Origin of the sequence: Pseudomonas umsongensis (assembly GCF_002236105.1) — a bacterium.
In the GTDB taxonomy this organism is placed as follows: Bacteria; Pseudomonadota; Gammaproteobacteria; order Pseudomonadales; family Pseudomonadaceae; genus Aquipseudomonas; species Aquipseudomonas umsongensis.
The window spans coordinates 201,703-226,426 of sequence record NZ_NIWU01000002.1 but is presented as its reverse complement, the minus strand read 5'-3'; the positions used below and the strand labels follow the sequence as shown (position 1 = coordinate 226,426).

General features: G+C 58.4%; 23 protein-coding genes and 1 pseudogene. 10 read left to right on the top strand and 14 right to left on the bottom strand.

What is annotated here, in order from left to right:
• The first annotated feature begins 69 nt into the window (after positions 1 to 69).
• Complete coding sequence (locus tag PSUM_RS11250) at positions 70 to 1,446, top strand: L-serine ammonia-lyase (protein WP_083348239.1); 1,377 nt, start codon at positions 70 to 72, stop codon at positions 1,444 to 1,446.
• Positions 1,447 to 1,747: 301 nt separating this feature from the next.
• Positions 1,748 to 2,065, top strand: a complete 318-nt coding sequence (locus PSUM_RS11240; protein WP_020796696.1) for a DUF3509 domain-containing protein — start codon at positions 1,748 to 1,750, stop codon at positions 2,063 to 2,065.
• Here PSUM_RS11240 and PSUM_RS11235 read toward each other — a convergent pair.
• Complete coding sequence (locus PSUM_RS11235) at positions 2,062 to 2,562, bottom strand: phosphate-starvation-inducible protein PsiE (RefSeq protein ID WP_008054441.1); 501 nt, start codon at positions 2,560 to 2,562, stop codon at positions 2,062 to 2,064. The genes PSUM_RS11240 and PSUM_RS11235 overlap by 4 nt on opposite strands.
• Positions 2,563 to 2,853: 291 nt before the next feature.
• On the opposite strand from PSUM_RS11235, the pseudogene PSUM_RS11230 reads away from it, so the two are divergent.
• Positions 2,854 to 3,093 (top strand): annotated as a pseudogene (locus PSUM_RS11230) (YebG family protein); the annotation flags it as partial.
• A gap of 161 nt (positions 3,094 to 3,254) precedes the next feature.
• On the opposite strand, the gene PSUM_RS11225 reads toward PSUM_RS11230, so the two are convergent.
• Positions 3,255 to 4,274: a Glu/Leu/Phe/Val dehydrogenase family protein gene (locus tag PSUM_RS11225; protein ID WP_020796694.1), complete on the bottom strand. Its 1,020-nt coding sequence runs from the start codon at positions 4,272 to 4,274 to the stop codon at positions 3,255 to 3,257.
• A 183-nt stretch (positions 4,275 to 4,457) separates the two neighbouring features.
• Between PSUM_RS11225 and PSUM_RS11220 the strand changes: the two genes are divergently transcribed.
• The gene (locus PSUM_RS11220) at positions 4,458 to 5,261 is read left to right on the top strand and encodes a SirB1 family protein (protein ID WP_020796693.1); all 804 of its coding nucleotides are present in this window, start codon (positions 4,458 to 4,460) and stop codon (positions 5,259 to 5,261) included.
• A gap of 62 nt (positions 5,262 to 5,323) precedes the next feature.
• On the opposite strand, the gene maiA is transcribed toward PSUM_RS11220, so the two are convergent.
• Genes maiA through hmgA form a run of 3 tightly spaced genes read right to left on the bottom strand, consistent with a single transcriptional unit; the run spans position 5,324 to position 8,584 of the window.
• Entirely contained in the window at positions 5,324 to 5,959 is a 636-nt protein-coding gene (gene maiA, locus PSUM_RS11215; protein WP_020796692.1) for a maleylacetoacetate isomerase, read from the bottom strand.
• A gap of 12 nt (positions 5,960 to 5,971) precedes the next feature.
• The gene (fahA, locus tag PSUM_RS11210; RefSeq protein ID WP_083348238.1) at positions 5,972 to 7,276 is read right to left on the bottom strand and encodes a fumarylacetoacetase; all 1,305 of its coding nucleotides are present in this window, start codon (positions 7,274 to 7,276) and stop codon (positions 5,972 to 5,974) included.
• 3 nt (positions 7,277 to 7,279) lie between these two features.
• Entirely contained in the window at positions 7,280 to 8,584 is a 1,305-nt protein-coding gene (hmgA, locus tag PSUM_RS11205) for a homogentisate 1,2-dioxygenase (RefSeq protein ID WP_020796690.1), read from the bottom strand.
• A gap of 165 nt (positions 8,585 to 8,749) precedes the next feature.
• Between hmgA and PSUM_RS11200 the strand changes: the two genes are divergently transcribed.
• Positions 8,750 to 9,544 carry an IclR family transcriptional regulator gene (locus PSUM_RS11200; protein ID WP_033039334.1) on the top strand — a complete coding sequence of 265 codons (795 nt, stop codon included), beginning with the start codon at positions 8,750 to 8,752 and terminating at the stop codon, positions 9,542 to 9,544.
• A gap of 5 nt (positions 9,545 to 9,549) precedes the next feature.
• Here PSUM_RS11200 and PSUM_RS11195 read toward each other — a convergent pair whose 3' ends face one another.
• From PSUM_RS11195 to PSUM_RS11175, 5 genes are all read right to left on the bottom strand, one after another.
• Positions 9,550 to 11,991 (bottom strand): dermonecrotic toxin domain-containing protein, encoded by a 2,442-nt coding sequence (locus PSUM_RS11195; protein WP_033039336.1) that lies wholly within the window; start codon positions 11,989 to 11,991, stop codon positions 9,550 to 9,552.
• A gap of 186 nt (positions 11,992 to 12,177) precedes the next feature.
• Positions 12,178 to 14,733: a LuxR C-terminal-related transcriptional regulator gene (locus tag PSUM_RS11190; RefSeq protein WP_083348237.1), complete on the bottom strand. Its 2,556-nt coding sequence runs from the start codon at positions 14,731 to 14,733 to the stop codon at positions 12,178 to 12,180.
• A gap of 140 nt (positions 14,734 to 14,873) precedes the next feature.
• Complete coding sequence (locus PSUM_RS11185; protein WP_033039341.1) at positions 14,874 to 16,244, bottom strand: DUF1329 domain-containing protein; 1,371 nt, start codon at positions 16,242 to 16,244, stop codon at positions 14,874 to 14,876.
• A gap of 24 nt (positions 16,245 to 16,268) precedes the next feature.
• Positions 16,269 to 18,062: a DUF1302 domain-containing protein gene (locus PSUM_RS11180; RefSeq protein ID WP_083348236.1), complete on the bottom strand. Its 1,794-nt coding sequence runs from the start codon at positions 18,060 to 18,062 to the stop codon at positions 16,269 to 16,271.
• 369 nt (positions 18,063 to 18,431) lie between these two features.
• The gene (locus PSUM_RS11175) at positions 18,432 to 18,620 is read right to left on the bottom strand and encodes a hypothetical protein (RefSeq protein WP_083348235.1); all 189 of its coding nucleotides are present in this window, start codon (positions 18,618 to 18,620) and stop codon (positions 18,432 to 18,434) included.
• A gap of 332 nt (positions 18,621 to 18,952) precedes the next feature.
• Between PSUM_RS11175 and PSUM_RS31935 the strand changes: the two genes are divergently transcribed.
• Genes PSUM_RS31935 through PSUM_RS11165 form a run of 3 tightly spaced genes read left to right on the top strand, consistent with a single transcriptional unit; the run spans position 18,953 to position 19,839 of the window.
• Positions 18,953 to 19,204 carry a hypothetical protein gene (locus PSUM_RS31935; RefSeq protein WP_225441877.1) on the top strand — a complete coding sequence of 84 codons (252 nt, stop codon included), beginning with the start codon at positions 18,953 to 18,955 and terminating at the stop codon, positions 19,202 to 19,204.
• Between the two features lie 39 nt (positions 19,205 to 19,243).
• Positions 19,244 to 19,585, top strand: a complete 342-nt coding sequence (locus PSUM_RS31930) for a hypothetical protein (RefSeq protein ID WP_173667165.1) — start codon at positions 19,244 to 19,246, stop codon at positions 19,583 to 19,585.
• Positions 19,582 to 19,839, top strand: coding sequence for a hypothetical protein (locus tag PSUM_RS11165; protein WP_083348234.1), 258 nt, complete (start codon positions 19,582 to 19,584; stop codon positions 19,837 to 19,839). Before PSUM_RS31930 ends, PSUM_RS11165 begins: the two co-directional genes overlap by 4 nt.
• Before the next feature lie 50 nt (positions 19,840 to 19,889).
• Here the strand turns inward: PSUM_RS11165 and PSUM_RS11160 are convergent, their stop codons facing one another.
• From PSUM_RS11160 to PSUM_RS11140, 4 genes are all read right to left on the bottom strand, one after another.
• Positions 19,890 to 20,801 (bottom strand): SDR family oxidoreductase, encoded by a 912-nt coding sequence (locus tag PSUM_RS11160; RefSeq protein WP_020796681.1) that lies wholly within the window; start codon positions 20,799 to 20,801, stop codon positions 19,890 to 19,892.
• A 372-nt stretch (positions 20,802 to 21,173) separates the two neighbouring features.
• Positions 21,174 to 22,076: an alpha/beta fold hydrolase gene (locus tag PSUM_RS11150; RefSeq protein ID WP_083348232.1), complete on the bottom strand. Its 903-nt coding sequence runs from the start codon at positions 22,074 to 22,076 to the stop codon at positions 21,174 to 21,176.
• Entirely contained in the window at positions 22,076 to 22,861 is a 786-nt protein-coding gene (locus tag PSUM_RS11145) for a class II aldolase/adducin family protein (protein ID WP_020796679.1), read from the bottom strand. The genes PSUM_RS11150 and PSUM_RS11145 overlap by 1 nt, the downstream gene beginning before the upstream one ends.
• 167 nt (positions 22,862 to 23,028) lie before the next feature.
• Positions 23,029 to 23,484, bottom strand: a complete 456-nt coding sequence (locus tag PSUM_RS11140) for a flavodoxin (RefSeq protein WP_083348231.1) — start codon at positions 23,482 to 23,484, stop codon at positions 23,029 to 23,031.
• A gap of 102 nt (positions 23,485 to 23,586) precedes the next feature.
• Here PSUM_RS11140 and PSUM_RS11135 point away from each other — a divergent pair, with 102 nt between their 5' ends.
• Both PSUM_RS11135 and PSUM_RS11130 read left to right on the top strand, forming a co-directional pair.
• Positions 23,587 to 24,051: a PAS domain-containing protein gene (locus PSUM_RS11135; RefSeq protein WP_020796677.1), complete on the top strand. Its 465-nt coding sequence runs from the start codon at positions 23,587 to 23,589 to the stop codon at positions 24,049 to 24,051.
• 67 nt (positions 24,052 to 24,118) lie between these two features.
• Positions 24,119 to 24,724 carry a hypothetical protein gene (locus PSUM_RS11130; RefSeq protein ID WP_020796676.1) on the top strand — a complete coding sequence of 202 codons (606 nt, stop codon included), beginning with the start codon at positions 24,119 to 24,121 and terminating at the stop codon, positions 24,722 to 24,724.

Below are 24,724 nucleotides of genomic sequence, written 5' to 3'. Positions count from 1 at the left end.
TCGCTGAAAGTGCGCTTGTCCTACAAAAATGGCAGCGATTCATCTTCCATTGCAGGAATAGGCTTTAGCATGGCTATCAGTGTTTTCGATCTCTTCAAAGTCGGCATCGGTCCATCCAGCTCCCACACGGTCGGCCCCATGCGTGCTGCCGCGACCTTCGCCCAGGCGCTGGTGGACCAGGGTTCAGTGACTGACGTACGGCGGGTGGAAATCCGCTTGTACGGCTCCCTGTCGGCGACCGGTGTCGGTCATGCCACCGACCGAGCTTGCGTCATGGGCTTGATGGGCGAATGGCCAGACCGTATCGATCCCTCCACCATCGACAGCCGGATCCATACCCTGCGTGAGACCGGCGAGTTGTTGCTGGCAGGCCAGGTGAGCATTGCGTTCAACTGGTCGCGCGATCTGCTGCTGCTCGACGAGAGTTTGCCCTACCACCCCAACGCCATGTCCCTGACTGCCTTCGGCGAAACCGGCGAACTGTTCGAACAGACGTACTACTCGGTCGGTGGTGGGTTCATCATTGAGGCGGCAGAAGCCGAGTCCGGGCTATCACCTGCCCGAGACGTGGTTTTGCCCTACGACTTTTCCAGTGCCGTCGAGCTGCTCAAGCTCTGCAACCAGCACGGTCTGCGTGTCAGCGAGCTGATGATGGCCAACGAACGGGCCTGGCGCAGTGACGAAGAAATACGCCAGGGCTTGCTGCATATCTGGTCGGTGATGCGCGAGTGCGTCGAGCAGGGGCTGGAGCACGAAGGCATCCTCCCCGGCGGCCTGAACGTGCCGCGACGTGCGGCGAAATTGCACCGCAGCCTGTTGGAAATCGGCAAGCCGAACGTCATCACTTCGACCCTGTCGGCCATGGAATGGGTGAACCTTTTCGCCCTCGCCGTGAACGAAGAAAACGCTGCCGGCGGTCGCATGGTGACAGCACCGACCAACGGTGCAGCGGGGATTATTCCGGCGGTGCTGCACTACTACATGAAATTCAACCCCGATGCGTCGGACGATGACGTCGTGGCGTTCTTTTTGGGTGCCGCCGCCGTCGGCATCCTGTGCAAGAAAAACGCCTCGATCTCTGGTGCCGAAGTCGGTTGTCAGGGCGAGGTCGGCTCTGCCTGCGCCATGGCCGCCGCCGGCCTGGCAGAAGTCCTCGGCGCCACGCCGGAGCAATTGGAAAACGCCGCCGAAATCGGCCTTGAACACAACCTCGGACTGACCTGTGACCCGGTCGGCGGGCTGGTGCAAGTGCCATGTATCGAGCGCAACGCAATTGCTGCCGTAAAGGCGATCAACGCCACGCAAATGGCCCTGCGTGGCGACGGCAAGCACTTCATCTCCCTGGACCGGGTGATCCGCACCATGCGCGACACGGGCGCCGACATGCACGACAAATACAAGGAGACATCCCGAGGCGGTCTGGCGGTGAACTGGGTAGAGTGCTGACCGGTTTGGTGGCATGCAGGCGCAAATTGCCCTGAAACGGGCAGCCCCCTGTAGGAGCGAGCCTGCTCGCGAAAAACCTGAGAGCGCCGCGTGGCGCCAGATATCCCGCGTCATCGTTGACCTGCATCGCGAGCATGCTCGCTCCTACAATTCGTGCTTCTTGTCCGGCATGCCCTTTGCTACATCCCGTTTGGAACATTGATGGCGATATTGACGAGAGAATGGCCGATGGTCCGGCGTTGCGAACCAACCCGATCACGGCCGGTCAACAACTGCACGTTCAATCAAGCGGTGACGCATCATGGACAACCCTTTCCAGCTCATTACCGATGCTTTTGCAGCGGACTATCAGATCAACCTGAGCATTCAGGGTCTTGATGGCAGCATCATGCTGACCCTGTCCAACAATGGCCGAGTAGTCGCAAAGCGCATGATCAGTGCCGAACAACGCAACGATCCACAACGGCTCAAGCGCCTGGTGCAAAGCATCCAGTTCGGCATCGCCATCGAACAGGGGCACAGCGCGGTGGCCATCCTCGAAGCCATGACCGATGGCGGCACGCACAGCCTGCCGCCACCCTCGATAAAAAACCGCCCGCGCCCGGCCATCAGGCTTTAAAGCTCGCCCTTCTCCACTTCCGGATGTTCACCCGAGCCCGCACCTGTCTTACGGTGCGGATGCTCGATCTTCACCGAAGGAAATTGCGAGGAGGCGTAGCGCACTACCAGGATCGCAAACGCCAGCAACAGGATCCCGCCGCACAGGTAGATGATCCCCAAGTCGGGTGGATTGTGATGGGACACGTTGGAAATCAGCAGCCGCGTGAGCGCCGTGATCGCCACGTAGATCAGGAAACGTACCGGCATGTGGTTGGTCTTGAAGTAAATCCCGACCATCGCCCCCAGTTCCAGGTAGATGAACAGCAGCAGGATGTCGTCGATCTTGATATGCCCCTGCTCGAGCATCCCGAGAAACTCCATCACCGCAGCCCACGCGGTCACCGCACCAATGGCAAACAGCGCCAGGTAGTGGAAAGTTTCGACGAACAGGTTGCCCAGTGACTCGGCCAGTTCATGCACGTTCTGCCGCAGCTTTTCGGCCCAGTTGATTTTCACGATGATGCTTCCTTAGGTCGACTCGACCGGATAATGCAGGTTGGACGTGACGGTTGTTCTGCATGCAGAAACAAGGCCACGTCCATGATGGCGAGACGCCTTGGATTGCGCTCCGTGACGTTTGGTCGCAGCTATCTTTACCCAGCTACCAAAACCCGACGCCTGACAAATCCCGAAACCGGCCTACATTAAAAAGCCACTACCCAAATCCGAGAGATTCGCTTATCCTTTGCTGTATATAGATACAGTAGTCGAATCAGACTAATAATTTGAAGGCATGTGAGGTGGTGAATGGCCGTCGAAGTGGTATACCGCAGCAGCCGAGATCTGGAGCGCTTGTTCATGGATAAAGCCGAAGCTGACCGTCATGACAAAATGCTCGAGCTGGCGGAGTTGCTGGCTGACGTATTGCAAAAAGCTGTTCCGTCCTTGACCGAACAGCAAGTGGAAGAAGTCGGGATCTACATGGCGAAAAACCGCGACGTGTTCGCCAAGGCGTTCAAGAGCCAGCCGGACGCCTTGTCCGAACTGCTCACAGCGCCAGCGCAAGTCGTAGAGTCGGTTAAAGAGGCAATACCCGTTGAAGAGGCAATCGCTGAGCCGGTGGCCCCGACGAAGCCTGCCAAAGCCGCGAAAACCCCGAAGTAAGCAGCCCCCGTAGGAGCTGCCGCAGGCTGCGATCTTTTGATTTTTTATCGATACAGCACCTTCTCCGCCAACTCGTCTGCCACGCGAGCCGGAGAGCGTTTTTCCGCCTGGGCGTGGGCGAAGACTTCGGTGAGCCGCGAGCTGATTTTCGACAGGTGCGCGGTGATGGTCCCCAAGTCTTCGCCACGATGCTTGAGCGAAACATAGATCAATCCGCCGGCATTGATCACGTAGTCGGGCGCATACAGGATGCCCCGCCTTTCCAGCTGGTCGGCGACGTCCAGATGGGTCAGTTGATTGTTCGCCGAACCGGCCACTGCCGAGCAGCGTAGTTGCGTCACGCTGTGGCTGTTCAGCACCCCGCCCAGACCGCACGGCGCGAGAATGTCGCAAGGTGTGCTTAGCAATGCGTCGTTGGCTATCGGGTGCGCGCCAAGTTGCTCCATCGCCAGTTGTACCTTGCCGTGGTCGATGTCGCTGACCAGCAGCTCGGCGCCGGCGGCGTGCAGCTGCTCTGCCAGGGCAAATCCAACGTTGCCCAGGCCTTGGATGGCGACGCGTAGGCCTTCGAGGTTATCGCTGCCCAACCGGGCCATCGCCGTGGCGCGGATGCCGGTAAACACGCCCATCGCCGCGTGAGGCGCGGGGTCGCCGGCCGATGTGGTGCTGGTGACGTGTTGGGTCTGTTGGGCAATGCAATCCATATCCGCCACCGAGGTGCCACTGTCGATGGCGGTAATGTAGCGCCCGTCGAGTTGATTGATACAACGCCCGAACGCTTCAAACAGTGCAGCGCGATTGGCCACGTGAACGGGGCGAATGATCACCGCCACGCCGCCGCCCTGGGCCAGGCCGGCCAAGGCCGCCTTGTAACTCATGCCTTGGGCAAGGCGCACCGCATCCTCGACTGCAGACTCGTCGCTGGGATAGGCAAGGTAACGGCAACCGCCCAGAGCAGGCCCCAAACGGCTGTTATGAATGGCAATCACCGCCTTCAACCCGGTGGCCGGGTCGACGCTCAGATGCAGCGATTCAAGGCGAGTGCTTTGCATGAGAGCGAACATCGTAAGGCTCCCGAATCACTTCTTGTAGTCGCCAGTATAGGCTTGTGCACAAAAATTGCAGAAGCGCACCGGAATAAGCAAAAGCGCCATGCAAGCTTTAGGAAATAACCGAAACTAGCCCCTGTGCGGTACTGGACGAATGGCAAAGACCGGTCTAAAACGAGGCATAGCCCGGAGATTTTCATGACGCCGCGCCAATCTTTTTTCGCCTGTCTGCAACGATCACCGCCTGCGCTGTTCGAGGCGGCGCTGTGGATCGCCGTCGAACATGACAAGCAGGTTAACCCCGAGGCAGTGTTGGCGCACTTCAAGGAGCTGCAACTGCGGGTCAGTAGCGGCTTGCCGATGTTACCCGTGAGCGAGTTGGCGCAACCGTTGCTCAGGCGCATGGTCGAATTGGGGTTCGCCCAGGATGACTTCGCCCCCTTGCGGCCGCAAGTGGCATTGCTCGATAAGGTCCTGGTGCGTCGCCGCGGGCAGCCATTAGCCTTGGCGATGATAGCCCTGGAACTGGCCAGAGGCCTGGAGATTCCGCTGGTCGGCGTCAATTTCCCGGGGCATTTCCTGCTGCGGGTGCCAGGTGCCGATCATCTGCTCGACCCCTGTGGCGGCCGGCGCCTTTATCCCAACGATTGCCGGGAGCTGCTGCATCGCCAGTATGGCCCGAACATGCAACTCAACGCTGAGCAACTGGTCACGGCCACACCCGCGCAAATGCTTCAACGCCTGTCACGCAACCTGCGCCAGCTACATCTTTCCCACGACGATTACATTGGCGCGTTGATCGACGCCGAACGCGTACTGGAACTGGGCAACGCCAGCGCCTCCGACTACTTGGCCCGGGCCAGCCTGTACCAACGGCTGGACTGCCCGAATGCCGAGCGCTTCGACCTGGAACATGCATTGCTGCTCAGCGACGATCCGATCCAGCGGATTCGCCTGACCGAGCGACTTGGGCATTTGCCTCCTAATTCCATCGTCCACTGAACCCTACAGCACCGCGTTATCGTTCTTCGCGGGCAAGCCTCGCTCCTACGGGTATATGCAAATCAAGGCGTGTCAGGCTGGTTAGCTGGATGCGCCTTGATGAACGCCGGGTGGCTGGCGACCAGCGTCGCTACCCGGCGGATTCGCGGATAAGCCTCAAGGGAAATGTTGAAGCGTTCGGCGGCATACAACTGTGGAATCAAGTACACATCCGCCAACCCGGGCTGCGAACCAAAGCAGTAACCCTCATCACCAATCAGCTGCTCCACGGTCGCCAGCCCCTGGTTGATCCAGTGCGCAATCCACTCAAGAACCTGCGGTTCATCAAAGCCCAACTGGCGCAGCCGATTGAGCACGCTGACATTGTGCAGCGGATGTACATCGCAGCCGATCAGCGCCGCCACGCCACGCTCATGGGCGCGGGCAACGAGATCCTTGGACAGCAGCGGTACCTGTGGATAACGCTCCTCCAGGTACTCGATGATCGCCGGTGACTGAATCAGCAGCTCGCCTTCGTCGGTGCGCAATGCCGGCACGCGGCCTTGCGGATTGATGCCCAGGTACGCTGGCTGGCGATGCTCTCCACCCGGTGGCGCAATCAGGTTGATTGGCAGCGCCTGGTAATCCAGGCCCTTGAGCGCCAACGCGATACGCACCCGATAGGACGACGTTGAGCGGTAGTAGGTATAGAGTTCCATGAACCGATCCCCTTAGCGAGCCGGCAACACTTTGCCGCGGCATTCACCGAAGCCGATGGAGGCAAACCCTTCGCGGCTGCAACGGCCACGCAAAATGATCTCGTCGCCGTCCTCGAGGAATTTACGCACTTCGCCCGAGGCCAGTTCGATCGGCTTCTTACCGCCTTCGGTGATCTCCAGCAAGCTGCCGAACTGGCCGCTTTGAGGACCGGACAAGGTGCCCGAACCGAACAGATCACCGGCCTGCAACTGGCAGCCATTGACGCTGTGATGCGCCACCATTTGCGCCACGGTCCAATACATGTGTTTCGAGTTGCTCAGGGTCAGGCGATGGGCCGGCAGGTTCTGCTCGCGCATGGCTTCGGTGAGCAGCAGGACTTCCAGTTCGATGTCGAATGCGCCAGCGGCTTGATCGCGTTTATCGAACAGGTACGGCAGCGGCTGTGGATCGCCTTCCGGACGTGCCGGCTGGGCAAGACGGAACGGCTCAAGCGCTTCGGCCGTCACGACCCACGGAGAAATGCTAGTGATGAAACTCTTCGACAGGAATGGCCCCAACGGCTGGTATTCCCAAGCCTGGATGTCACGTGCCGACCAGTCATTGAGCAGGCAGAAACCGGCGATGTGATCAGCGGCGTCACCAATGGCTATGGAGTCGCCCATGTCGTTGCCCTGGCCGATCCAGATGCCCAGTTCCAGTTCGTAGTCCAGGCGTGCACAGGGGCCGAATGTTGGTTCAGTCTGACCGGCCGGCAGCGTCTGGCCCTTGGGACGGCGCACGTCGGTGCCCGACGGGCGGATGGTCGAGGCGCGGCCGTGATAGCCGATCGGCACGTACTTGTAGTTGGGCAGCAACGGGTTGTCCGGGCGGAACAGTTTGCCAACGTTTTGAGCGTGCTCGATGCCGACGTAAAAGTCGGTGTAATCATTGATTTTCGCTGGCAGATGCATCTGGCAATCGGCAGCCAGAGGCAGCAACTTCGCGCCCTGTGCTTCGATCTTGCCGCGCAGGGTGCTGCCCTCCTTGAGCAATTCGATCAAACGCTCACGCAAGGCTACGCGAGCTTCGCGACCCAATTCGAAGAACGCATTCAACTGACCGCCACGGGTGGCTTCGACCGCAGCCTTCGCAGCGCCATCGAACAGGCCGGCATCGAGTGCCGCTTCCAGATCGAAGATATGCTCGCCAATGGCCACGCCACTACGGGGCGCTGCCCCCTTCACGCTGAACACGCCCAGCGGCAGGTTTTGCAGCGGGAAATCCGCATGACCGTTGGCCGAAGCAACCCAGCTGCGAGTAATGGAAGTTTGCGTCATGGGTTATCTCCGGGTCGGGTCGAAAGTGGCTGGGAAAGTAGCCCAGCAGGCATCGTAGTTGTCTTGCAGTTGCGGGCAATCGAGGGCGAACGTGCTCGGGCGCAGCACCTGGCTGGTCTCGAACATGAAGGCCATGGTGTTGTCGATTTTCGAAGGTTTCAGGTCGACGTTGATCGCTTTGGTGCAGGTCTCACCATCTGGCCCATGAGCGCTCATGCAGCTGTGCAGAGAAGCGCCACCGGGCACAAAACCTTCGGCCTTGGCGTCGTATTCGCCCTGGATCAGGCCCATGAATTCATTCATCAGGTTGCGGTGGAACCACGGTGGACGGAAGGTTTTCTCAGCGACCATCCAGCGTGGCGGAAAGATCACGAAATCGAGGTTGGCCAAGCCGTGGACGCTGGTCGGCGAGGTCAGCACCGTGAAGATCGACGGGTCCGGGTGGTCGAAGCTGACCGAGCCGATGGTGTTGAAACGGCGCAGGTCATATTTATAAGGCACGTTGTTACCGTGCCAGGCGACCACGTTCAACGGTGAGTGGTCGAGCTCGCATCCCCACAACTGGCCGAGGAACTTCTGCACCAGCGTCGTGGGCTGTTGAAGGTTTTCGTAGCAAGCCACCGGCGTCAGGAAATCACGCGGATTCGCCAGGCCGTTGCTGCCGATCGGCCCCAGATCCGGCAGGCGCAACGGCGCACCGTGGTTCTCGGCGATGTAACCGCGCGCTTGTGGGTCGAGTAGTTCGATGCGCCATTTCAGCCCGCGAGGTAATACCGCAATTTCCAGCGGCTCTACTTCCAGTACGCCCAGTTCGGTGGCGATGCGCAGACGCCCCTGTTGCGGCACCAGCAGCATTTCGCCGTCGGCATTGAAGAATACGCGCTCCATGGAACGGTTGGCGCGGTACTGGTAGATGCTGATCCCCGCCGGTTTATCCGCGCTGGAGTTGGCCGCCATGCTCACCAGGCCATCGATGAAATCGGTTGGCTCGGCGGGAATGTCCAACGCGTTCCAGCGCAGGCGATTGGGGGTCACTTCACCCAATGGGCCGCCGGCCAATTGCCGATCGAGCTTGATGAATGCCGGGTGATTGGCCGAAGGCTGAATCCGGTACATCCACGTCCGCCGTGCTTCGCTGCGTGCCATGGTGAACGCAGTGCCGGAGAACAGTTCGGTGTAGAGGCCGTAAGGCGCTTTTTGCGGAGAGTTCTGGCCGACGGGAAGTGCGCCAGGCAATGCCTCACTGCAAAATTCGTTGCCGAAGCCTGACTGATAGGCCAGCGCTGGCGTCGTTGAATCGGAGTTCATGGAGCCTCCTGAACAGGGAGTCGACAGTGGCCGGTCGCTCTGTTGCAGAGTTCGTGGCACGTCGGGGTTATTTTTATCGTAATTCAATTACGCTTAACGTAATTTGATTGGGATTGACCGTCAAGCTATAAAGACGCCCATTCGTCCCGGGATCACAACGCCTCCATGGAAAAGCCTGACAGCAACGGTAAACAGAAAGTCCGCTCGGCCGAGGTGGGTACTGACATCCTCAAGGCCTTGGCCGAGTTGTCGCCCTCGACTTCACTCTCGCGCCTGGCCGAGCACGTGCAAATGCCGGCGAGCAAGGTTCACCGCTACCTGCAGGCGTTGATCGCCAGTGGCTTTGCCGAACAGAATGCGGCGACCAATCATTACGGCCTGGGCCGTGAAGCCTTGCGCGTCGGGTTGGCGGCACTCAACAGTATGGACGTGCTGAAAGTCGCCGCCCTACCGTTGGCCGAGTTGCGCGACGACTTGAACGAAACCTGTTTCGTGGCGGTGTGGGGCAATCAGGGCGCAACCGTGGTGCACATCGAACCGGCGGTGCGGGCGGTGACGGTGGTGACACAGTTGGGGTCGGTGTTGCCCTTGCTCAGCTCCTCCACGGGCCTGGTGTTTGGCGCGTACCTGCCCAAGCGTGAAACCGTGGAGTTGCGTGAGCAGGAACTGCTGTCGGCCGGCGCTCACACTCTCAGCGATGATCAAGTCTATGAAACGCTATGCGGGCAGATCCGCGGCCGCGGCTTGCATCACGTGCACGGTTTGCTGATGCCTGGTGTCGATGCATTGTCGGCACCAGTGTTCAACGCCGTCGGGCACGTGGTGGCAGTTATCACCATTGTCGGCCCGACCTCGTTGTTTCATGCCGACGAAAACGGCCCGGCGGCGCAGCGCTTGCTGGCGGCGACACGGGCCGTGAGTTGGCGGATGGGGTATGAGCCCCCCCCGATCACCGGCTAGCCGGATTACATCAAAATCGTTTGCTCGCTGGAATCAGGCTCGGCGAGCGACTGCTTCATCAGTTCGCTGACAACAGCCAGGTCCACCGTTTTGCCGGTGCACGCAGAGATTACGCCCATGCAGGTATTAACATTGCCGACCTGCTTGGCAATGGCCTTCTGCGCCATTGAAAAACCTAGCTTTCCGATGCGCATCGTAGCCAGCTCCAACAGGCAATCGAGGTAACTCGAGAACATCTTCTCGTGGTCCCCTTCCATGTACGCCTTCGCCCCCTCAAACACCGCGTTGGTCATCACCACAGCACTCAAGGCGAGTCCGATAGGTGCAAAAGGGAGGCTTAAAACGGTGACTGCCACGATTGCATTATCGTAGATCAGCTTGCTGACAATTTCCCCAAGACTGGTGGTCTTGGCATCCACGTCGTCAACGACCTTAGCCATTGCATCGGTGTAGCAACGGGAGAAATCGCGGACTCGGCTATCGGACTGCAAATGAGGGATGTCCTCGATACTACGCAGCTTCACTTTCTCAAGGTATGCACTGACAACTTTCTGCTGCGTGAACTTGACTCGCTTGCTGTAATAACTGCCAAGTTCTGCCGTTTTCACCGATCTGGCAAACTCGGCCAAGGGTCTGAACGATCGGCAATCCGGCGCATGTGGGGTATACAGCAAATCATCCGCAGCGCCATTGCGCATGAGGCGGAACACATAAATGCCGTCAACCTGGCAGTTTTGAAGATAAAACCTATAGAGACCCTCGCGTTGAGGAGACTCGGGATCTTCAACATGCGAGATTGGATCAGGTTCCACTTCGCGCGACTGCTCAATGAGCTGTTCAATCTGCTCATATTGCTTGCGTTCAAGATGACCACAGAACAGCGCTTCCAACGCTGAACGATGCATTTCATGGCGCCGTAGATCGACGTAGACGTCACGTTTCAAGGCATAGTCCGGGGCATCCTGGTCCAGGTAATCGGCCTTTAACATGGCGAGATACTGCTCACCTGGGCGCAACGTTCTTGACCAGCCTGGCACATATTTGATCAGCAGATCGGAAACGGGTGGATGGCCGGGTGATAGACGAATGGACGGGTAAATTCCGCGGTTATGAGTCGGACCACTTTCTTCGGTAATGTGATGTTCATCGATGATCATCCGGGACAAGGTCATCTCTTTGGAATCATCAAGCCTCACCACAATCAGGTCAGGATCTATGTCGACGGTTTCGCCGTGTTGCGCCAGGACTTCCTCTGCACGCTTCTTGATCAGCTTGCAGGCGAAGTCCTCGTAACTGATCAACGCTGCCTCGCGGCCTGCAAGTTTGGTTAAACCCTTGAGCTCAATGTTCAACCGCGCAAAACATTGTCGCTGGGCGGCGGTGGCCGAGCGATACCCGGCAGGAACGACCGCTTGCATTTCCCCGCGCAACCAATCGACATGCAGCATAACCGCCTGGCGCAATGCACCCTCTGCGCTGTTTGGCCAAGGGCTGCGCTGAATACCGCACCACTGGCTCGGCAGGTCCTGGAGACGTCTCATGTACGCGTCCAGGCTGGCGCGTTCACTGGCCAATGCCTGGCGGCTCAGATAACTGCGCCCTTCGGGTTTTGCGGTCCAATCGAACAAATGGAAATTCAACTGCCTGAAGCTCGCGAACTCATACCAGCTCCTGCCACCCGGAGCCTGCGGTGCATACAGCACACAAAGCCCTTCTTCGCCCTGCGGCCCGCAGCAGACAATCATCCCCTCGAAAGCGCCTTTCGCATCACCGAACGAGAGCGCTCCCATGGAACAACGCTCATCACCTTGCGAGGAGATAGCGACGATCTGCAGGCTCTCGTCACTGATATGGCCCTGCAGCTTCGCGCTGAATGAACTCAGACCTATACGACTACTCAACAGAATTTGTTGCGCTTGAAGCACCGCTTCGTCCGTGTACTTCTTTTCGAATTTTTCCGCATGGAATTTGCGCATGCTCGCGCCGACCATCACCTCCAGAATATCGTCTGCGGTCACGCCGGACGGCAGCGCGTCCCCTTCCAGTTTGATCTCCAGCGCAATGGTGGTGGAGCCGTACAAATCGTTGAGCATGAATTCGGGAAGCGTCAAGCGATTGCTCTGCACAACCTTTTGCTCGCCGACGAAGAAAGTATAGTGAGTGCGGACGAAAATATGGTCCGGGTCCACCACTTCACCGCTGAGTAGTCGAACAACTTCCCGCGCTTGAAACCTGGCGAACGCCTTCAGCGACTTAACTTCTCCAAGCAGTGCATCCAGCGCCTGTTCGCTTTCAGTCAGGGACTGCTCAGCATCAAAGTAGTACTGGCGATCCTCCTCACTTGCACGTTGCAGCCAATCCGGCAGCTGTGGTGTTTTCCTGGAGGGGCGTAAAACTTCTTCTTGAAGCTTGTACGCGGACTCATTGGTTAATCCATTAATTTCCATGCACTGTCCTTTTTGCATAAATTATTATGTTGGTCGTTATTGCGCCCCTATTAACTTGTATAAAAATTAAACTGAGAAACTGAAACTATCGGGGCGATTCCAGACATATAAACACTACAGCCATGGAAGCACACCCCGAAACTTGTGTGCATTCATGAACAAACAAAACGCCTTAGAATTCGTACATCAAGTAACAATACCCAATACTTTCGCCTTGGCCACGGCTTGCGTCCTGCGCTCCACACCCAACTTCCCATTGATACGTCGCGCATGGGTCTTGACCGTGTGCAAGGAAATGAACAACAGATCAGCAATCTGTTGATTGGAGTTGCCCTGCGCCACTAACCGCAGCACCTGTATTTCCCGTTGGCTCAAACGGTTTTGCGGTGCACCCGGCGCCTGGTGATCATCGCCTAACCCGGTCAACCCAATGGCTTGCGGCAGTAGCGGCTGGCGCAACTGCAAATCGCACAAGGCCTGTTGCAGGTTGCACCGTTCAACCAATGCCAATCCTTGCGCCAGCGATTGCCGGGCAGCGTCCGGATCGCCCTTGAGCCAGGCGACTTCAGCCACGGCAAGGTGCAATTGCGCTTGCAGTGCCACCATTCCCCGCTGACTGGCCCGTTGCAGTTGGGCTTCAAGCCGCTCCAGAGGCGCTTGTGCCCGCCCCAGGTAAACCTCGGTCAGGATCAGCAGATACTCCAGGCTGTCAACCAGCTCCAGCGTTGCCGGTGGAGCCTGGCGTGCACAAGGCCCGCGATAGTGACGCAGCACCCGTATCAGGGCCTCATGAGCCAGTTCCGATCGCCCTTGTTGCAGCCAGAATTGGATACTGGTGTGCAGCAAGACACTGCGATACACCGTTTCGGGAATCCGCCGTTGCTGCATCATCCGCTCGGCGTCACGCAGCAGGTCGAAAGCCTGAGCGTAATCCAGGCGATTGGCCGCCAGTTGCGCCAGCCCCAGAAAACCATAAAGCGCTCGTTTGTCCTGGCTGCGCAGACAGATCTGCAGGCCGCTCTCGAAGTAAGTGGCAGCTTGTTGCGCCCGGCCCAGACTCAAGTTCAATCGGCCACGACGCAGGGCGATCCGTCCCAACAAGGGTTCGGCGTTCGCATGCTGCTGGCAAAGCAGGCCGTGCATGTTGGCGAGCAGGTCATCAGCCCTGCAGGACGCGCCCCGCTGCTCGAGCAATTGAGCGTGATCGAGTTCCAGCAACCCTTCGAATACCAGTGAACCTTGCGCCCGGGCCAGGCACAACGCCTCGCGGTTGAGCGCCTGTGCGACGTCGAGTTCGCCCCGCAGCAAGGCCTGTTGCGTCAAGCCGGACAGGCACATCAGCCGAGCAGGCCAGCACTCCAGGTCGAGCTCGCCCAGCGCCTCGAGAAAGTGTGCCCGTGACGCTTCCATGCGCCCCAGCAAATGCAGGAGCCAACCCTGTTGAGCCTGCCAACGGGCGATCAATTGCCTTTGCAGGGTTGCCGACGGCTGGGGCGTGAAGCGTGACAACTGTTCGATGCATTCGGCCGCCTGCTCGAAACGCCCGGCAAACAACAGGGCCGCGGTGATCAGGCCGACCAGTTGCGGCGAGCCGAACAGCAGTTCATCACCGCGTTGCTCGTGCAAACGCAGCAGCAGTACCACGGTCTGTTCTTCGAACAACTGCTCGAAACTGAAATGCTGCAACAGGCTGACCGCAACCTCGAATTCTTGCGCCAGCAAAGCCTGTTCGAACGCGGCCTTCCAGTCCTGTTCAGCGACGAACCACTGACAGGCACGACGATGCCAGAAGCGCGCGGCTGGCCATGGCTCATCGCGCATCAACAGGGCCAGGGGGGCGAAAACCTGCAACCAGTCTGTCGAGTCTTGCCAGGGTTCGATGAAACAGCCCAGCGCCTGCAACACACTCAAGTATTGCGCGCCCTCGCCCGCTCCGAACAGGTGATCGCTGAGCCGGGCGTTGAATCGCGGCAACAGTGCCAGCACCCGCCAAGCCTCGGCAAGTTCCGGTGTCAGGTTGGCGAAGAGCTCATGCTCGAGGTAGTCGTGCAGGGTGTCCGGTCGACCGCAGAGGGTGTCGTGACGCGTCCAGTCGCATTTTTGCAGCAGCGCGATCCGCACCCCGGCGCACCAGCCACCGCTGTGACGCAAAATCCTCTCGGCACCTTTCGCGGCCTGGGCCGGTTCCAGGTGATGCAACAGCTTTTCGATTTCCCCTTGATTGAACGCCAGCGCAGCGCGATCGCCATCGTACAATTCATCATCGAGCAGTAACCGTGGCCAGTTGCACTGCGGACGCCGGCGCCCACTCAGCCACCAGGTGACCATCGGGCTGCTGCTGGCCAACAACCGGTCGAGCAACAGGTCCAGCTCCGGGTCAGGGACACGGCAATAGTCATCGATAAACAACCAGGTGGCTGTCGGTAATCGAGCCAGATATTCCAACAATTCGGACTCATCCGAGGTTTTCAGTCCCAGCGTTCGCGCCAGGCGCTGGCAAAAGCCACCCACACTGATCGCCTCACCCGCCAAGGGCAGCCAGCGCACCTCACAGGTTGCCGGCGCGCTCAACATGCATTCTGCGAGCAGTGCACTCTTGCCACTGCCGGGCGGTGCACAGAGCAATTTCACCCGCGCCGTCGAGGCCAGCAACGGTTCAACCAGGCGCGCGCGATACAAGTGATGGGGAGACAATCGGGGCAGGAGTCCAGGACGGTCCAGACACGTCGTCATGGCAGTCATAGTGGTGCGCCTTTTTTATTTTTGTGGCGCCACCCTAGTCCTCTGTTGAGCGCTTGTTGAAGAAGTATTCAACACACTGATCAAGCCCTATAAAAAAGGTGACCAAAAGGTCACCTTTTTGTGTAACAGCTGTAGGAAATCTACCTCACACCTGTGCTCCGTAGCGCCGCTGGCGTGTAGTCCCCAGCTTTTGCAGCAATGTTGAATTCGAAACTGCGTTTCTCCTCATTCTTCATCCCCAAGGCTATGTAGCGACCGGCGATCAGGTCGTACAGCGCTTCGACCGTGTAGGCCGGGACCTGATGATCGTAGTAGAACTGCGCGTGCCCTTCTGCCACTCGCCAGAGCTGGCCACGACCGTCGTAGTGGTCAGCCAGGGCAACCTGCCAGGTGTCTTCGTCGATGTACATGTGACGCTTGGCGTACACGTGCCGCTCATTGGGCTTGACCGTGGCGACGACCTCCCAGACCCGATGCAGTTCATAACGGGTGAGGTCCTGATTGATGTGCCCGGCCTTGATCACATCCGTGTACTTGAGGTCGGGCGAGTCAAGTTTGTAGCTGTTGTAGGGTATGTACATCTCTTTCTTGCCGATCAGCTTCCAGTCATAACGATCCGGCGCGCCGGAAAACATGTCGAAGTTGTCGGTGGTGCGCAAACCGTCGGAGGAGGTGCCGACGCCGTCATAGGCCACTTGTGGTGCCCGTCGAACCCGACGCTGACCTGCGTTGTAGATCCAGGCCTTACGGGGTTCCTGGACCTGGTCGAGGGTTTCGTGAACCAGCAGCACGTTGCCCGCCAGACGGGCCGGCGCGGTGACCTCCTGCTTGAAATAGTTGAGGACGTTTTCATCGCTGCCTGGCTTGAGGTCACCAAGCAGCGACGGCACCGCCACTTCGTCCTTGAAGCGGATGACCGTGAAATCGCCGTTGGACTGTGGCGTTGCCTGGGTAATGGTCCGACGCAGATTCCCGCCGTGATAACGGGTGATGTGGTTCCAGATCACCTCGACCCCGTTCTTCGGAATCGGAAAGGCGTAGTAGCGATTGCCGGTGAAGTTGGCCAGGCCGTTGCCGTCGTTGGTGGGTGTCACATTCAGTGCGCTGCGTTTGGCCGCTTCATACACTTCCGGTGGCAGCGCTGCCGTGCGATGGCTCGGATAGACCGGGATCCGGTAGGTCTCCGGGTAGCGCTTGAACATCGCGACCTGGCCATCGGACAGCTTGTCCTTGTACTGGTCAACCGTGGCTGCGGTGATGATGAACAAGGGCTTTTCGTTGGCGAACGGATCGGCCAAAAAGCCCTTGCTGTCCACTGCGCCCGCATTTTTAGCAATGCCGCCGGTCCACGCTGGAATCGATCCAGCGGCATTGCCGGCCTTCTCGGCGCCCAGCGGTGTGAGGCTGGTACCAAGCTTGTTCGCTTCCTCCACCGATACCGCCGCCATCACGTTGACGGCCAGCAAACTCAAGGCCAGGGCGGAGCCCAATTGCAGAATCATCTTGCGCATCGAATTCATCCTCTTTCAGCCAGGTCAGAAGTTCACGCCAAAGCTCAACGCCACGAAATCGCGGTCTTCGAGCACGTTGTAGTCACCCCCGAAAAAGTCGGTGTAACTGAGGCTTGCGGTATAGGTGTTGCGGTAGTCCGCATCGACGCCGAGGCTGACGGCCTTGGCACCTTCGTTGAACAGCCCGTTGGGGCCGTAGCCGGCGACGTCGTGGGACCACGACAGGTTGGGCCGAAAATTGATCCCGGCGATGACGTTGTTGTAATCGAGGATGGCGCGGGCACGATAACCCCAGGAGGTCGAGGTCACGAAACCATCGGTGTCGCCGCCAAAACCGTATTGCCCGTACACCGAGTCGCGGCCGTAGCGCAACTTGCTGCGCGACTCCAGGCCACCGACGTGAACCACCGCGGCTTCACCAACCAGGGTCAGGCGATCCGCGCCTGCGACCTGATCGACGAAGTGCGTCAGAGTGCTCTGGACCTGGGTCACTTCCTTGCGTCGATAGCCTTTGTTATCGGCCCCAGGCGAGGTCGCAATCGGTGACGCCGCGCCACCGGCGATAGGGTTGAGCATCGCCAGTGTCAGGTCATTGGTGTTGACCTGCACCGGCGCGTTGGGGCGATAGCTGATCTCGCCGGTCCACGCCGTACCAGTGGGCAAGGTGGTGGAAAAACTCGCGCCATACAGGCGAATGTCTTCTGGGTACTCAAGGTAATACTGGCCGCGACCGAGCATCACGCTTTGCGCCAGGCCCGAACCGCTACCGGGAGCGATACGGTTGGCGGTCGCGACAATTGCCGGAATGCTCGCCAGGGTGGACAGGCCAGCCGTGGTGGTACCGACGTTGGGCGTGCGACTGTGATAGTTCATGAAGTACAGACCGTACTCGGTGTCGTCCCCCAGCCAGCGCAACGCCGTGCCCCACTGCCCGGAATCCCGGGCATCGCGGTCCTGGCCGCGAGGAACGACCACCCCTTCGCGGGTAACCTCGAAGCCCTGGCCAAAGGCGGCGGCAATCGGCTGCAATGGCGCAATCGCCGGGCTGGCCACGGTGTAGCCCTTGTTGCAACCATCGGCCACCACGTCGACGCCGAAGAAGGTGCCGCAGTTATCGACGACGGTCTGGTCCCACTCCAGTTGATAGAAGCCTTCCACCGTCAACTTGTCGGTCAGGCCTTGGGAGGCGAACAGCATGTTGACCGGAATCAGGCCCTCCTTGATCTCGGCACCGGGACGGCGAAAAGCGGACACGTCGACCGGGTTGATGCTGTTGATCGAGTTGCCGATGAAGGTGCTTTCGCCCCAACTGACCACCTGCTTACCGGCGCGCACCGTTCCTGGCAAGTCGGCGATGGAGTAGTTGTGATAGACGAAGGCATCGAGGATTTGCCCACCGGACGATTTGGAACCTTCCTTACGATTGTGATCGCTGATCGGCTTGAACGGCCGGTCTTCGTCCTTCAATTCGAAGTCGTACCAGTACTTACCCCGGACGAACACGCCGGTGTCGCCGTATTTAAGTTCGAGGTCGTGAATGCCCTTGAAGATCTTCGAGAAGGTTTCACCCTTCTTGAAATTCTGTCGCCCGTCGTCACCGGTCGACGCCTGCCCGCTGCCACCGTTGACGATACCGACCAGGGCATCATCGGCATCGCGCATGCCCCAGCTCGCACCGACCGACAGCGAAGAGTCGAACGTGCCCTCGATTTCGCCAATGTTGAATGACAGAGCCTGCGCCTGGGCACAGCACCCCAAGGCCACCGCAGCGGCCAGCGCCTGCGGAGTGAAGATGGCGCGCATTGTTGTTTTTGTCATGCGTCTTCCCCGGTGAGTGACAGAAGGCCACACCCTACTGCCGCACGCCGGGAGCGATAAGCGCACCAAGGAGGTATTCGTGGTGTCGCTCGAAAGGATGACTGGTTGCATGGCACGGGGGATCAGGCGGGGGCATAGATGCACTGGATGTGGCGGCATCAATTGGAAATATGGTCTAGGCTGCTGCCAGGCAGGACTGTTGCGCCAGCGGTAACGGTGCATCTCCCTGATCGCTATTTTTCCCTTGCCGGCAAAGACTTATCCTTGCCCTGCGCTTTGGGGACAACAGCCGCAAAGCGCGAAGCAACGGAAGGTGTTCCCCTCCCGCCGTTCGCGACAGACTTCAGATGATTTGAACGTATCGAGTCATCACCCCGTGTACATCGACGTTGATTTGTAGCTCCTGGATCCAACGTCTTCTTTGGCCGCTGCGTTTGCAGCGGCCTTTTTTATTTTCGGGCTTTTTTCCCCTGTAGGAGCGAGCATGCTCGCGATGAATTCAAAGACGCCGCTGGGTGTCAGACTTCCAGCGTCATCGTTGACGACCATCGCGAGCATGCTCGCTCCTACCGGGATATAAACGATCTCAACGGATCGGCGTTCTTGTTTTTTATGTTTCCCAAGCTTGAGTAAAGAACCTTTTTATGGGTGGCGGTTTTTGCGGTACCGTCCAACCTTATAGTTGAAAACACGTCCTACAAAATACTTCCTATAACTGCATAAGAAATTTCTTTTAATGCGCGGGAGTTTCCTGCTTGCGCATCTAATACCGCGAAACCCCTTTCAATTTTATATGTAATAGCTCACAACCACCTCAGACCCGTCCCAAACATTCCTGGCGTAGCATTATTCGGCAGCATCGATTAATCACGCACAAGGAAGAATAACCAATGTCAGAGAAACAAGGACCACCGTTGCCCCTGCCGCCAATTGATATCCGAGGAGAAGATCGCACAGTTTATTTAGAAACAACTCATGTAGGAGCACAACCAAAACCAGGGAAAAACCCTCAAGGTGGTGGTTTTCGAATTCCACCAACACGAGCTGGAGGAATGGGCTCTGGCATTACAAACACAGAAGGACTAAGGCGCGAAACCCGGGACAATATTAAAGCTACGGAAAACGCCGTTAAAGCTGCCTAATGGAACGATGCAATCGTTTCACAAGAAGGATCCAATATCGTGAAACGGCATACATCAAAATTTATTCAATCCGATGCCAATAAAGTGATGATTGACCGTCTGGATCGAATTCTCCGTGGGGAGCTAGAGATGACCGATACCGATAAACGCTTCTATACTCACGAGATCAGGGAATTTGAAAGATTTAAGGCTTTGGGATATGGAGACACCGAAATGCCGGATCCCGATTCCCCGGCATGGAACAATGTTCACACTGCAACCTTGGAAGACTTCAAGCTGAAAGATGATCCTTCTCTACTCTACACGCCAGAAGCACTAGCAGCTGCTGCGGAACAGGATGAGCGTGACTATCAACGTTTTTTGAAGGAAATCTTGAAATGAGCAATATTGAGCAGTTAGTTAAAGGTGAGTCCCTGGACGATATCGTTACCGTTTTCGCCTTGATCAAGGCTCCACCTTACTTAGACATGATGATCAGTCGCTACAAGCCCGAAACAATCAGACACGGGAAACTTCAACTGACCTACACGCGACTGTTCGAAAAGGGTGTATTAGAAAAAGGAGAAATGGGATTGGCGAAAAAAGGCCCTAACTGGAAAGCTCCTAAATTCGTGACAGAAAACAAATACGGCTGATAGCAAAAATGCCCCAAGCCTCACCCAGAGGGTTTGGGGCTTCACGGCCCTTACAACGAATACTTCTGCAAATTCCCCATCATCTCCTTCAGCGCCTCAATGTTGTCCTTCGGATGCGCCGCCCCCTCGAAATCACAAATCTGCTGCCAATGCGCCGCCACGTCTTCCGGGGAGAACCCCACCCGCGGATCGAAACCGGCGCCGAGGCTGCGTTCCCAGCGCACCTTGCCCATCCAGCCGCCGCCCACTTCGAACAGCCCGGAGGTTTCCTGGCAGTTTTCGCTGGCCAGGTACACCACCAGCGGGCTGACGAGTTCCGGTTTGAGTTGTTCGAACACTTGCGGCGGGATCAGGCCTTCGGTCATGCGGGTGCCCCCGGTGGGGGCGATAGCGTTGACCAGGATGTTGTTCTTGCGACCTTCGATGGCCAGGGTACGGGTCAGGCCGTAGAGGCCGAGTTTGGCCATGCCGTAGTTGGACTGGCCGAAGTTGCCGTAGATGCCCGAGGTGGACGCTGTGAAGATCACTCGCCCGTAGTTTTGCTGGCGCAGGTGCGGCCAGGCGGCGCGGGTGACTTTGTAGGCGCCTTCGACATGGACGCGGTAAACCAGGTCCCAGTCGGCGTCTTCCATTTTGTGGAAGGTCTTGTCCCGCAGGATGCCGGCATTGTTGACCACTACATCGACGCGGCCAAAGGCGTCGAGGGCGTGTTGGACGATTTTGTCGCCGTCGGTGACCGAGTCGTGGTTGGCCTCGGCGGTGCCGCCCGCGTCGCGGATTTCGTTGACCACGCGGTCTGCCGCCGAGGCGTTGGCGCCTTCGCCCTGGGTCGAACCGCCGAGGTCGTTGACCAGTACCTTGGCGCCCTGCTTGGCGAACAGCAGTGCGTGCGCCCGTCCCAGGCCGCCACCCGCACCGGTGATGATCACGACTTTATCTTCGAAACGCACAGACTCATTCATGGGGAACTCCAGCAGGCCAGGACATTGCCTTGGAGTTTCAGGCACGGCGCTACGGGTCACAATGAACAGGGGGGAGGCTGAATGGTGTGCGATAAGGTAGGGGGATGATGAACACGAGGCGGCCTGGCGGCCGACCTGTTGTTTGTCGACCGCGTAGATATCCATTGCTGCGGTAACGGCCACCTATGGCTTCGCGGCGGGTGGGAACCTGTAGGAGCGAGCATGCTCGCGATGGTAGCCAACAATGACGCGGGGAGCCTGACACCCCCAGGTGCTCTCAGGTTTTTCGCGAGCATGCTCGCTCCTACGGGGGTGAGAGCGCCCGGAAAGGCGGCGCCGTGCTCAAGGGCGCCTTCGCCGGCAAGCCGGTTGCTACGAACAAGCCACCTTGAGCGGTGGTGAGGCCGTGCAGTCGCGAAACGCCAGGTAGTGCTTGAGCACCTGGCAGGGCGCCTCGATCTGCGGGTAATGACCGATGTCGCTGAGCAGGACCGTGTCCGGGTTGGGTATCAGCTCACGGTAGCGCGCGATCATGTGGGCACCGGAGATCGGGTCGACCTCGCCATCGATCACCCGCAGCGGCACCTCGCCGCGCTGCATCGCGGCGACCCAACGCTCGCGCTGGGTTCGCCGCTCGGGGATGTAGGCAATCAATTTATGCATGACCCGTGGCCCGTGATTGCTTTCGACGAGGCTCCAGAAATCGTCCATCTGGCTCTCGCTGGGACGAGTTTGCGGGCCGAAGATCTGACGGAAACTCTTCACCAGGCCATCGCGACTGAATGCACGGCCGATCATCCATCCCAACGGGCTGAGCAGGAGCTTTTGCACCAGCACCGGGCGATGGGTTTCGGGGAACAACCCGCCATTGAGGAATACGCAACTGGCGAGGTCGATGCGCGCTTCATAATGCCGGGCCAACAGCTCCTGGGCCACGCTGTCGCCGTAGTCATGGGCAAGCAGGTGCAGCGGTTGCTCGACGTTGAGATGAGCCAGCAGCGCCTGCTGCAAATCGGCCTGTTCCAGCAAACTGTACTCGTGATCCACCGGTTTGGCCGAGTCGCCGAATCCGAGCATGTCACAGGCAATTACCCGATAGCGCTGGGCCAGTGGTTGCCAAAGGTAATGCCAGTCCCAACTGGCGCTGGGAAAACCATGGATGAGCAACAACGGCTCACCCTGCCCCGCCGTCCAGTAACGGATAGCTTGGCCATGGAACATGAAAGTCTGGCCGCGCTTGCGCCAGACACTCAGGGGAATCTCGGCGAGTTGCATTAGAGTTTGTACCCCGGGTCCAGTTTATCGAGCTTGCGCAGCAACGCCGGCCAAGCCAGCGCTCCGCCCATTCCTTGAGCACTTTTGGTGACACCGGCGATCATCGCCTTGGCACCCGCCAGAATCTGCGGTTCGATGGCAATCAGTTCAGCCCCTCCGTTCTGCGCCATGACCTGGATGTCGCAGGCACGTTGAAAGATAAACATCATCAGGAAGGTGTCGGCGATGCTGGGGCCACAGGTCAGCAGACCGTGGTTGTGCAACATCAGGAAGTTATTTTCTCCGAGGTCGGCTTGCAGCCGCGCTTTTTCCTCGTGGTTGAGCGCAACACCTTCGTAGGCGTGATACGCCAGGCTGGAAAGGACAAACAGCGACTGTTGGCTGATCGGCAAAATGCCTTGTCGCTGCGCCGACACCGCCACGCCCGAAGCGGTATGGGTATGCAGCACGCACACGACATCGTGACGAACCTCATGCACCGCGCTATGGATGGTGTACCCCGCCGGATTGATCTCGTAGGGGCTGTCCATCAACTTGTTGCCGGACTGATCGACCTTGACCAGGCTCGACGCAGTAATTTCGTGAAACATCAGACCGTATGGGTTGATCAGGAAATCTTCGGTGCCCGGCACCTTGGCGGAGATGTGCGTGAAAATCAGATCATCCCAGCCATGCTGGGCGACCAGGCGATAGCAGGCAGCGAGGTCGACGCGGGCCTGCCACTCGGCAGCGCTGACCTGGTCTTTGACACAGGAGGAGGACGACTGGACGGGGGCTACGCTCACGGCAAGGAACCTCGGTTCTTATTATGGAGTGTTTCCAATAACTACCGAGTCTAGTCACCCTCCGAGCTTCGCGTAGTTGCATTGGCAGCCAGCTTGATGGCCGAGCGAGTCAGCGGCTCGAAGAGTTTGGATCCATGGCCTGGCTGCCGGTGCACCCGCGTTACCGATCAGCCCCGCAGCGCGTCGATCAGTTCCGCCAGCCAAGGCTCGGCAACCGCTTCAGGGGTCACGCTTTCACTGGCGTCCAGGCGCAGCATCGGCAGGATTTCGCGAATGCCCAGCTCACCGAACAACTCCCGCATTAGCTCGCCACCGCCGCAAAAGGTATCGCCATAGCTTGCGTCGCCCAGGCCGATGACGGCCCCTGGCAAGCCTCGCCAGGCGGCGGGCAACTGGTCTCGAATCGTCGAGTACAGGGGTTGCAGGTTGTCCGGTAGCTCGCCCATGCCGGTGGTCGACGTTACCGCCAGCAAGGCTTCGGGAGCGAAGGCCTGAATATCCGCGAGGCTTGCCCGCGGGTTGTGGAAGGTTTCGAAACCGGCGTTTATCAAAATACTGGCGGCGTGGCGGGCAACTTCTTCAGCCGTGCCGTATACCGAGCCGGAAATGATGGCGACTTTCATCAATCTGATCCTGACGCTGAATAAAAGACCGGGATATTAACAGCACGGTCTGCATTGTTCTTTTAGAATCCCACAGACAACCAACAAGGAAGGGTGTCACCGATGATCAACGCGAAACTGCTGCAGTTGGCGATCAATGCCTCCAACGACGGTATCGTGATTGCTGAGAAAGAAGGCGATCAAGACAAGATCCTGATTTACGTCAACCCGGCCTTCGAACGCCTGACCGGTTACACCAGCGAGGAAATCCTCTACCAGGATTGCCGCTTTCTGCAATCAGGCGACCGTGATCAGGATGCCCTGGCGAAAATTCGTGACGCATTGAACAGTGAAGGCTCCTGCCGGGAAATCCTGCGCAATTATCGCAAGGATGGCACCCCATTCTGGAACGAGCTGTCGCTTTCGACGGTGAAAAATCCGAATGACGGGCAGGTTTATTTTATCGGAGTGCAGAAGGACGTGACCCTGCAGGTCAAGGCGCAGCAGCGAGTGACGCAGCTTGAAGCGCAACTGGCAGAGGTCCAGGCGGAGCTTGCTGCGCTCAAAGCGACGAACGGCAAAAACTAAACAGTGAATTAATTGTCATTAACTACAATCACCAGAGCCTCTGTAACTAAATTTTTCGAGCCTAACCATGCAACGCGACGCGCTCCTGACCCAGGATGAGCTGGATTTTATCCAGACCATGCAACACAACCCGCAACTGAACGTGCGGGATGCGACGTCGAGTCTGCTCGTTAATGGTGGATCGCAGATCCGTGACCTGCTCACGCGCCTGGCCGCGCATGAACAGGTTACCCTTCAAGCCAACTTCGAAAACCAGCAAATGACCTTCCCCCTGCACTTGGTGGAAGACGAGTTTCATGCCATGCACCTGCGCCTGGGCGTGCCGAGTATTTATGAAGGCGGGCCATCGGTCCGGCCGTGGCGACTGGTGCTCGACGAGCCGGTTGCGCTGGAAAACGCCAAGGGTCAACCCGGCACCCTGTGGGTGCACGAAGTATCGTTCAAAGGGGTTTTGCTGGAGATTCGCAACAAGACCAAGGCACCCAAGCACTTCGCCCTGTGGTTCAGCCCCTCAGGCTATGAGCGCATCGCCTTGCGCGGGACACTCGAAAAAGAAACCAAACAGGGTTTCTACGCCTACCAGTTGAGCCAGAACGACCTGGACGAAACCGAGCGCCTGCGTCAATTCATTCTGCAACAGCATCGCTTGGCGCATCCAACCCTGCACCTCTGA

What these genes read in the sequence shown, in the direction of transcription:
- PSUM_RS11160 (WP_020796681.1), bottom strand. Translation starts at nt 20,801, where the DNA reads ATGAATGAGTCTGTGCGTTTCGAAGATAAAGTCGTGATCATCACCGGT.
- PSUM_RS11185 (WP_033039341.1), bottom strand. Translation starts at nt 16,244, where the DNA reads ATGCGCAAGATGATTCTGCAATTGGGCTCCGCCCTGGCCTTGAGTTTG.
- PSUM_RS11140 (WP_083348231.1), bottom strand. Translation starts at nt 23,484, where the DNA reads ATGAAAGTCGCCATCATTTCCGGCTCGGTATACGGCACGGCTGAAGAA.
- PSUM_RS11165 (WP_083348234.1), top strand. Translation starts at nt 19,582, where the DNA reads ATGAGCAATATTGAGCAGTTAGTTAAAGGTGAGTCCCTGGACGATATC.
- PSUM_RS11250 (WP_083348239.1), top strand. Translation starts at nt 70, where the DNA reads ATGGCTATCAGTGTTTTCGATCTCTTCAAAGTCGGCATCGGTCCATCC.
- PSUM_RS11225 (WP_020796694.1), bottom strand. Translation starts at nt 4,274, where the DNA reads ATGTTCGCTCTCATGCAAAGCACTCGCCTTGAATCGCTGCATCTGAGC.
- PSUM_RS11130 (WP_020796676.1), top strand. Translation starts at nt 24,119, where the DNA reads ATGCAACGCGACGCGCTCCTGACCCAGGATGAGCTGGATTTTATCCAG.
- maiA (WP_020796692.1), bottom strand. Translation starts at nt 5,959, where the DNA reads ATGGAACTCTATACCTACTACCGCTCAACGTCGTCCTATCGGGTGCGT.
- PSUM_RS11195 (WP_033039336.1), bottom strand. Translation starts at nt 11,991, where the DNA reads ATGGAAATTAATGGATTAACCAATGAGTCCGCGTACAAGCTTCAAGAA.
- PSUM_RS11175 (WP_083348235.1), bottom strand. Translation starts at nt 18,620, where the DNA reads ATGCTCGCGATGGTCGTCAACGATGACGCTGGAAGTCTGACACCCAGC.
- hmgA (WP_020796690.1), bottom strand. Translation starts at nt 8,584, where the DNA reads ATGAACTCCGATTCAACGACGCCAGCGCTGGCCTATCAGTCAGGCTTC.
- PSUM_RS31935 (WP_225441877.1), top strand. Translation starts at nt 18,953, where the DNA reads ATGTCAGAGAAACAAGGACCACCGTTGCCCCTGCCGCCAATTGATATC.
- PSUM_RS11150 (WP_083348232.1), bottom strand. Translation starts at nt 22,076, where the DNA reads ATGCAACTCGCCGAGATTCCCCTGAGTGTCTGGCGCAAGCGCGGCCAG.
- PSUM_RS11220 (WP_020796693.1), top strand. Translation starts at nt 4,458, where the DNA reads ATGACGCCGCGCCAATCTTTTTTCGCCTGTCTGCAACGATCACCGCCT.
- PSUM_RS11200 (WP_033039334.1), top strand. Translation starts at nt 8,750, where the DNA reads ATGGAAAAGCCTGACAGCAACGGTAAACAGAAAGTCCGCTCGGCCGAG.
- PSUM_RS11135 (WP_020796677.1), top strand. Translation starts at nt 23,587, where the DNA reads ATGATCAACGCGAAACTGCTGCAGTTGGCGATCAATGCCTCCAACGAC.
- fahA (WP_083348238.1), bottom strand. Translation starts at nt 7,276, where the DNA reads ATGACGCAAACTTCCATTACTCGCAGCTGGGTTGCTTCGGCCAACGGT.
- PSUM_RS11180 (WP_083348236.1), bottom strand. Translation starts at nt 18,062, where the DNA reads ATGACAAAAACAACAATGCGCGCCATCTTCACTCCGCAGGCGCTGGCC.
- PSUM_RS11240 (WP_020796696.1), top strand. Translation starts at nt 1,748, where the DNA reads ATGGACAACCCTTTCCAGCTCATTACCGATGCTTTTGCAGCGGACTAT.
- PSUM_RS11190 (WP_083348237.1), bottom strand. Translation starts at nt 14,733, where the DNA reads ATGACTGCCATGACGACGTGTCTGGACCGTCCTGGACTCCTGCCCCGA.